This window comes from Dethiosulfovibrio salsuginis (assembly GCF_900177735.1).
GTDB lineage: Bacteria > Synergistota > Synergistia > Synergistales > Dethiosulfovibrionaceae > Dethiosulfovibrio > Dethiosulfovibrio salsuginis.
Map to the genome: position 1 here is coordinate 69962 of NZ_FXBB01000009.1, position 7147 is coordinate 77108.

A 7147-nucleotide genomic window follows, 5' to 3' on the forward strand; every position below is an offset into this window, starting at 1 on the left:
CAGAGGAGGTAGGGCCGTTGCCGGATAAGGAAAAAGAAAGCCAGAAGCTTATAGCTGGCGAGAACACGGAGGAATCTAAGATGAAGGACGGAAAAAAGGGGAACGTGGTTTTCACAGGAGATTCTAAGCAAGTAGTATCGGTAGGGCATCACGACTACAACGAGTTCTCTAAGCTGGAGCGAAAACCCCAGGGGATGAAGGGATTCAACCCGGAGTACAGGGACTTCGTGGAATACATCATGAAGATAACCCACACCATCTGGGAGGAAAAGAGCATCGGCCTGATCTACGACACCTACAGCAACAACGTGGTGATGCACTTAGGATCCACCAACGCCAGCGGCATCCAGGGGGTCATATCCGGGACGATGCAGACCCTTTTCGCCTTCCCGGACAGGAGGCTCATAGGCCAAAACGTCATATGGTCCCCCCACGGGGAGAAGGGCTACCTGTCCTCCCACAGGATCCTGTCCACAGCAACAAACCTCAACCCCAGCAGCTTCGGACCGGCCACGGGGAAAAGGATCAACTTCAGGACCACCGTGGACTGCGCCGCGGAGGATAACCGCATATACGAGGAATGGCTCGTCAGGGACAACCTCTGGATCGTCAGACAGCTCGGTTTCGACGTTTTCGACGTAGCCCGCAGGATGGCGAAGGCCACTCAAAACGACGGAGGTCTCCACGTCGCCGTCAACGGTATGGGAGAGAACAAAATGGGCCAGTACTCCCCTAAGCTCCACGCTCCTAAAGACGACTCAGCAGGGGAGTTTATCCTTGAGATGTTGAGCCGGGTCTACAACTACAGGCTTTTCAACGAAGTAGACCGGTTCTACCACGATAACGCCGTGGTCCACTTCGTCTGCGATCAGGACATGACGGGAAAAGAGCAGATAAAGGGAATGCTCATAAGCCTGTTCTCCTCCTTCCCCAACGGCGCACTGGTGATAGAGAGGGTCACATGCAACGAAAAGGCCGACGGCAAAGGCCACGACGTGGCGGTCAGATGGAGGATAAACGGCGTCAACGAGGGATTCGGCTACTTTGGATCCCCTACGGGAAAACACGCCACGATCCTGGGCATATCCCACTTCTCCGTCAAAGACGGCAAAATCGATGAAGAGTGGATCACCTTCGACGGAATGGACGTCCTAAAACAGCTCATATCCGTAGAAGAGTAACCTAAAAAGAGTAAAAAGAGGAGGAGAGTACATATGTCGACACAAAACGCCGAGCCCCAGGACTCAGGGCTGATAATACTCGGTCCCGACAGGAGCAACGTCCAGAGGTTTATAGCCTTCGGTTCCATATTGGTGGTCTATTTTTTCTACTGCTATAACTTCATGCTCAGCACCTTCGTGCGGCCCACACTGACCGCAGCCACCGCAGCAGGGGGATACGGCTTCACCCTAAAACAGGCGTCCTCCATCTTCGCCGTAATGTCCTTCGGGACAATCCCTGGAACTATCGTTTTCGGCCTACTGTCCTCCAGGATAGGGAAAAAACGGACCCTCATAACAATAGCGGTTTGTATCGGCCTGACCACCTTGATCCCCCTGCTTGCCCCGGATAACTACACCCTCTGGCGGGTCGCTAGGTTCATGGGAGGATTCTCCTTAGGCGGGGTTTTCGGGACAGCGGTCCCCCTTGTAACCGAGATGTTCCCCCAGAGATACCGTGGGAAGCTGGCGGCCATCCTCACCAGCACCTTCTCCGTGGCGATGATATTCGCCGGATCGCTCTACGGATCCCTTGGAGACGCCAACTGGAGGGTTCTGGTCTACACCGCCGCCATACCCCCTCTGATAGGGGCACTGCTGGTGTTCTTCACCGTCCCCGACGACTTCAGCCTCACCCAGGACAGAAGGCAGGAAGCGGCCCAGAGAGGTGAAAAGATAAACTACTTCAGCATGTACCGAGGTAAATACCTCCTCATAGGGATAGGGGTAATCCTTCTTTCAGGATTTAACTTTATGGCCTACTCGGCCTACTCCAACAACGCCACCAAGTTCCTGAGGGACGGACTGGGCATGACCGCCGCCACCGCGGGAGCCATATACAGCCTTCAGGGCATAGGTCAGCTCATAGGCTACAACGTCTGGGGCTTTATAGCGGACAGGTTCGGCAGGAAGGTCCCGGCGGTGGGTATGCTCCTTTGCGCCGTTTTAGTCTTCGCCTTCCTCCAGCTTGGACCTCAGGACGTCTCCACCTTCAGGATAGTATCGGCCCTTCTGGGCTTCTGTATCGGGTTCTCCGGAGCCTGGGGCGCTTACTACACCGAGCTTTTCCCGAGACGGTTCAGCGGCCTGGCGGCTGGGATATCCTTTAACGGAGGAAGGCTGATCTCCACCTTTGGCCTTCCGGTCATAGCGGGAATGGCGACGACTCCCGACACTATGCCTATCATATTCAAGACCGCCATGGCCATATTCGCAGCGGGAAGCGTCATCTGGCTTTTCCTCCCTGAGACCTTAAACAGGCCCAGGGAAGACTGAGAAAGAGGTGTTTTAGTTGACGTCCTATCAGGAAAGCAAGGATCTTGTAAGGGCCTACTTCGCCGAGATGGAAGGGGCCTCGGAGGATACAGTTGCGTCGGTTCTGGATAAGTACACCACGTCGGACTACCGATTTTACGGGGTCCACCCCTTCAACGAGCTGACCGGCAGCGACGCGGTGGCGGAGGCCCTTTGGAAGCCCCTCTACCGCTCTATGGGGCCCGTGCAGAGACGACAAGACATATTCATAGCGGGAACCAGCGAGATCGGCGGAGAACAGTGGGTCATAAGCATGGGCCACTTTATGGGGCTTCTGGACCGACCATGGCTGGGCATACCGGCCACGAGGAAGATGGCCTTTTTGAGGTACGCCGAGTTCAACTGCGTGAAAGACGGCAAAATATGCCAGACCGGATTTTTCTGCGACATAATAGGGGTCATGCACCAGCAGGGGATCAACCCCCTCCCCATCCAGACCGGGGCGTCTTTCGTCTATCCCGGCCCCAGAACCCACGACGGCCTTCTCTTCGGCCATCAGGACCCTGAAGAAGGCGTAAAGACCCTGGCTCTGGTGAACAGGATGGTCGACGACCTGACGGAGCTCAACAAAAGCGGCCTCGATAGATGCCCACCGGAGCTTCTGGCCAAAACCTGGAAAGAGGACATGATCTGGTACGGCCCAGCGGGCATAGGGGCGACCTACACCATAAGGCGATACCAGGAACAGCATCAATATCCCTTCAGGGAGGGGCTGAGGGACAAGGTGTTCAACGGACACGTCTGTCGCCTCGCCGAGGGGAACTTCGCCGGATTCTTCGGATGGCCCAACCTGACCCACACCGCAGCAGGAGGCTTTATGGGTCTCCCTGCGTCGGACGTAAAGACCCACATGAGGGTCGTGGATATGTACCGAAGGGAAGGGGACAAGCTGGCGGAGAACTGGGTCCTGATAGACATACCTTACTGGCTTTTGCTCCAGGGAGTGGACGTCCTGGAGAGGACGAAGAGCATCGTAAACTGTTAGGAGGTGTCGTACTGTGAGAAAGTCCTTTAGACTATCGACTCTGGCGTTGCTGGTGGTTTTGATCTGGAGCGGGATACTTTCGGCGGACGCAAAGGCCATCAGGTACGGAGGTGCCGTGGGCTGGAGTCCCCTCATGGTCAAGGGCGACAACGGCCGTATCGTAGGGGTGGCGGTCGACGTTATGAACGAGCTAGGCAACAGACTCCACAGGCCGGTAGAACTATCGGAAGAGCTGCCCTGGAAAAGGCTCATGGACTACGCCGAAAAAGGCGAGATCGACGTAGTAGCAGGTATCTACAAAACCGAGGAAAGGGAGAAGGTTTTCCTGTTCTCCCAGCCCTTCATGGTCAACACCGCCAAGCTATTCGTCCTGAAGGACAACATCTTCACTGTGAACGACCTCCAGGATCTTAAAGGCAAATCAGGCGGTAAACCCTCCGGAGGAAGCTTTGGGGAGAAGTTCGACTCCTTCGCCGCCGCAAACCTGAAGATGAACGAGGCAGTCAACAAAGAGACCCTCTACAAAATGTTGCAAGGCAAGAGATTTGACTTCGTGGTGATGGACGGAGACGACGGCATGGCGTACCTGGCTAAAAACGGCCTCCAGGACGACATAAAAATGCTGGACTTCGACGTAAACACCGTCAAGGTCTACCTGGCCATATCAAAAAAATCCCCGGTAGCCGACATGGTAGGGGACATCGACAAAGCCCTGTTGGATATGGAGTCCGACGGAACCCTCCAAAGAATAGCGGACAGCTACAGAAACTAAAGCAAAAGCCCGGCGATAAATCGCCGGGCTTTAGCTTTTGCATACTACACCTATTCGGGACATATCAAACCATGTTGTCGCGCCATTTTATCGTTTATAACCGCTACGGAGGCAGGCGCAAAAGCCCAGGTTCTCACAGTTGAGTTCATTGCGATATTTAAGGCATCCTGGAGGGGCGGCAACCATGAATCCCGGTGTCCATTTATCACCAGTATAAATCTGACGTCCGACCGGGCTAGATCCAGGTCTTTGAAGTCCTCAGGAAGCTCCCCTTCGGCAATAAGGTGCCTTCCAAGGCAACAGGACCATCCTAGGGAGAACGCGTTCACAAATTTTTCGCGAATCTCCGCTATAAAATCATCAAAGTTCTGCCGATTTTCTTCCTTAGGGGAACTTGATTTAGCCTCGATTACCCAAATCGCCGTCTTCTCTGGCTTTTTTCTCAGCAGCAGAAACTCGGCTATTTTAATCTTTTTCCTAATATGCCGATAGGTCTCGCTTTTCTCGATGTAGAAGCATAGATCGGAGGGATAGGGACCGAAGGTCATGCCCGATTCCTCGATTAGCTGGTCACTCATGTCAGGCTCAACCCTACCTCTTCTCTGTAGAGTCTTATCGACTCATCTACGATGGGATTTTCCAACATGCCATCCTTTAGGTCGGAGAAACTCCAAAAATCTCCATCCGCTGACGCTACAGGGATCGAAAATCCTCTCTCTTGAGCGATCAAAAACAGTTTTTTCACCACAAAATAGGAGTGGCTAGCCAAAAAAAACTGTATGCCACGATCGGCGAGCATCGCGACGATATCCATAAAGTTAGATATCGCCACAGGATGTAACGCCGACTCCGGTTCATCGATAAACACTATTGAGCTAGTGTCAAGATAACGATTACCTAAAAGAGTGTCCAGAATAGCGATTTTTTTTGTGCCCTCAGCGGTAACGCCGATGGGAAATTTCTGATTTCCCACCTTAAATTGCCAACGAGCTGACGCTTCATCGTATTCGACCCGACCACCGAGAATATCCGCCAAAGTCTGCCGAGCCATGGCAAATTCAGCGTAGTTCCTGCCCATTTTAGGCGATTGACGCAGAGCTCTGGCAAGATCGAGATAGGTATCGTCAAAGCCAAATGATTTGTCCTGCTCTCGGGATTTCAGGATAATCCCATGTAAAGACAGCACCTCTTTAGCGGGTAGGAAGATAGAATTGCTAGACCTCGGTGGGACGTTATTTTCCATAGACAATATCTGTTTCGTAGTGTCCCTTCCAAAACTATAAACAAATTTTTCTTTATTTAATTTTATGCGAAAGGCTAAAGGGCTATCCGCCCCTTTGGTTACAAGATCGCCAATTCTGTCCGGCTGGAATGTCCAGTACAGTTTTTCGGCGATAATTTCCGATGCCGTTCGGATGTCATCCCCTCGCCTATAATCCTCTATGGTACGCACCGCGCTGTAAAGAGCCTTTAGAAGAAAGGTTTTGCCCGCTCCATTACCACCGATAACAAGATTAATTTTACCGAGATTTTGCCAGCTTAAATTAACGAGAGGGCCAAAATTTTTGAGCTCGACTTCATCTATCATGCTCCCTCCTCCTCCTTCTTCACCAACCACTCATATATAGCTATAGATCAAGACTGTAAGCTACGTCTTTTGAGGATATGTCCCATAAACTCAAGCAAGGTCATGGCCGCTATGCGACAGGTGGCGCCGGAGGGATCGTACTGCGGAGCCACCTCCACCAGGTCGAGACAGACCACGTCGAACCTCCGGGCTATGCCCCTCAGTATGGCGGCCACCTCCTGATAATACAGTCCCGCCGGCATGGGGGAGCCCGTTCCGGTGACCAACGATATGTCGAACACGTCTATATCCACGGTGACGTAGTAACCGTCGGCCTCGGGAATAGCCTCCACCACCGCCTCAGGGGCTATCCTTCGGACCTCCGACGCAGTAACGAGCCTGCTGCCGTAATCCCTGGCGTCGTCGAAATCCTCTTTCCTGCTGCTCCCTACCCCCCTGAGACCAATCTGGGTCATCGGCCCTATGTGATCCATCTCGGACATACGCCTCATAGGGCTTCCGTTGCCGAACCTCTGGCCTCCGGGAGCCATGGACCAGTCCAGATGGGCGTCCAGCTGGATCACTCCCACGGTTCCCCCTATCTCGCTAAGGGCACGACCTACCGGTATTGATATGGAGTGATCTCCGCCGAGGACCACCGGAGTCGCTCTCCTCCTAAGGATCCTCCTGACCGAGTCCTCCACGTTGGCGAGGGAGCTCTCCATGTCGCCCTGGACCACGTCGGCATCGCCGCAGTCGACGATCCTCCAGGGATCGCCCAGAAAAACCTCGTCCAGCTCGGGATCGTAGAATCCCTTGGCCCCTCTGGCGTACTGGGTCGAGGCCTCCCTTATCCTCCTGGGGCCCAGCCTTGTGCCGCTCAGAAAGCCCACGCCAAGGTCGTAAGGGACACCGAGCACCGCCATATCCGCCTCAAGACCATCTACATCCCCGCAGATGGGGTATTTTCCGAAAGAACATATGCCCGTTATGGGCATATTCACCTTTTCCATTCTAACCACCTCACTTAGGCTCAAATGTAACACACTTTTTGAGGATAGAGATCAGATCGTCCACGTAGGAAGGTATATAACGGTCCCTCCTGCGAATTATGTAATATGGGACCTTAACGTCTCGGTCTCCCACAAAAAAATAGCGCACAGGTTTAGGATAGTTGTCATAGCTGGTAACTTAGTAGATTTAACCTCTAGCCAGTCAAAGATCAATTAAAATTGCTAGCGTTCTTTTCTATTCTAGAGCATCATAATCTAACGAACCATATCCTTGAA

Annotated in this window: 7 protein-coding genes; 4 read left to right on the forward strand and 3 right to left on the reverse strand. The window is 53.2% G+C overall.

Features of this window, described 5'->3' with window-relative positions; genetic code table 11:
* Nucleotides 1-17: 17 nt before the first annotated feature.
* From B9Y55_RS05070 to B9Y55_RS05085, 4 genes are read left to right on the forward strand one after another with little or no spacing between them, the layout of a single operon-like run.
* The gene (locus tag B9Y55_RS05070; RefSeq protein WP_200806625.1) at nt 18-1181 is read left to right on the forward strand and encodes an ester cyclase; all 1164 of its coding nucleotides are present in this window, start codon (nt 18-20) and stop codon (nt 1179-1181) included.
* 33 nt (nt 1182-1214) lie between these two features.
* Nucleotides 1215-2495, forward strand: coding sequence for an MFS transporter (locus tag B9Y55_RS05075; protein ID WP_085544286.1), 1281 nt, complete (start codon nt 1215-1217; stop codon nt 2493-2495).
* A 16-nt stretch (nt 2496-2511) separates the two neighbouring features.
* Nucleotides 2512-3519: a nuclear transport factor 2 family protein gene (locus B9Y55_RS05080; RefSeq protein WP_143340816.1), complete on the forward strand. Its 1008-nt coding sequence runs from the start codon at nt 2512-2514 to the stop codon at nt 3517-3519.
* A gap of 13 nt (nt 3520-3532) precedes the next feature.
* Nucleotides 3533-4291 (forward strand): substrate-binding periplasmic protein, encoded by a 759-nt coding sequence (locus B9Y55_RS05085; RefSeq protein ID WP_085544287.1) that lies wholly within the window; start codon nt 3533-3535, stop codon nt 4289-4291.
* A 50-nt stretch (nt 4292-4341) separates the two neighbouring features.
* Here the strand turns inward: B9Y55_RS05085 and B9Y55_RS05090 are convergent, their stop codons facing one another.
* From B9Y55_RS05090 to B9Y55_RS05100, 3 genes are read right to left on the reverse strand one after another with little or no spacing between them, the layout of a single operon-like run.
* The gene (locus tag B9Y55_RS05090; RefSeq protein ID WP_085544288.1) at nt 4342-4869 is read right to left on the reverse strand and encodes a hypothetical protein; all 528 of its coding nucleotides are present in this window, start codon (nt 4867-4869) and stop codon (nt 4342-4344) included.
* Nucleotides 4866-5879: an ATP-binding protein gene (locus tag B9Y55_RS05095; protein WP_085544289.1), complete on the reverse strand. Its 1014-nt coding sequence runs from the start codon at nt 5877-5879 to the stop codon at nt 4866-4868. The genes B9Y55_RS05090 and B9Y55_RS05095 overlap by 4 nt, the downstream gene beginning before the upstream one ends.
* Nucleotides 5880-5926: 47 nt before the next feature.
* Nucleotides 5927-6871, reverse strand: coding sequence for an agmatinase (locus B9Y55_RS05100; RefSeq protein WP_085544290.1), 945 nt, complete (start codon nt 6869-6871; stop codon nt 5927-5929).
* Nucleotides 6872-7147 lie beyond the last annotated feature (276 nt).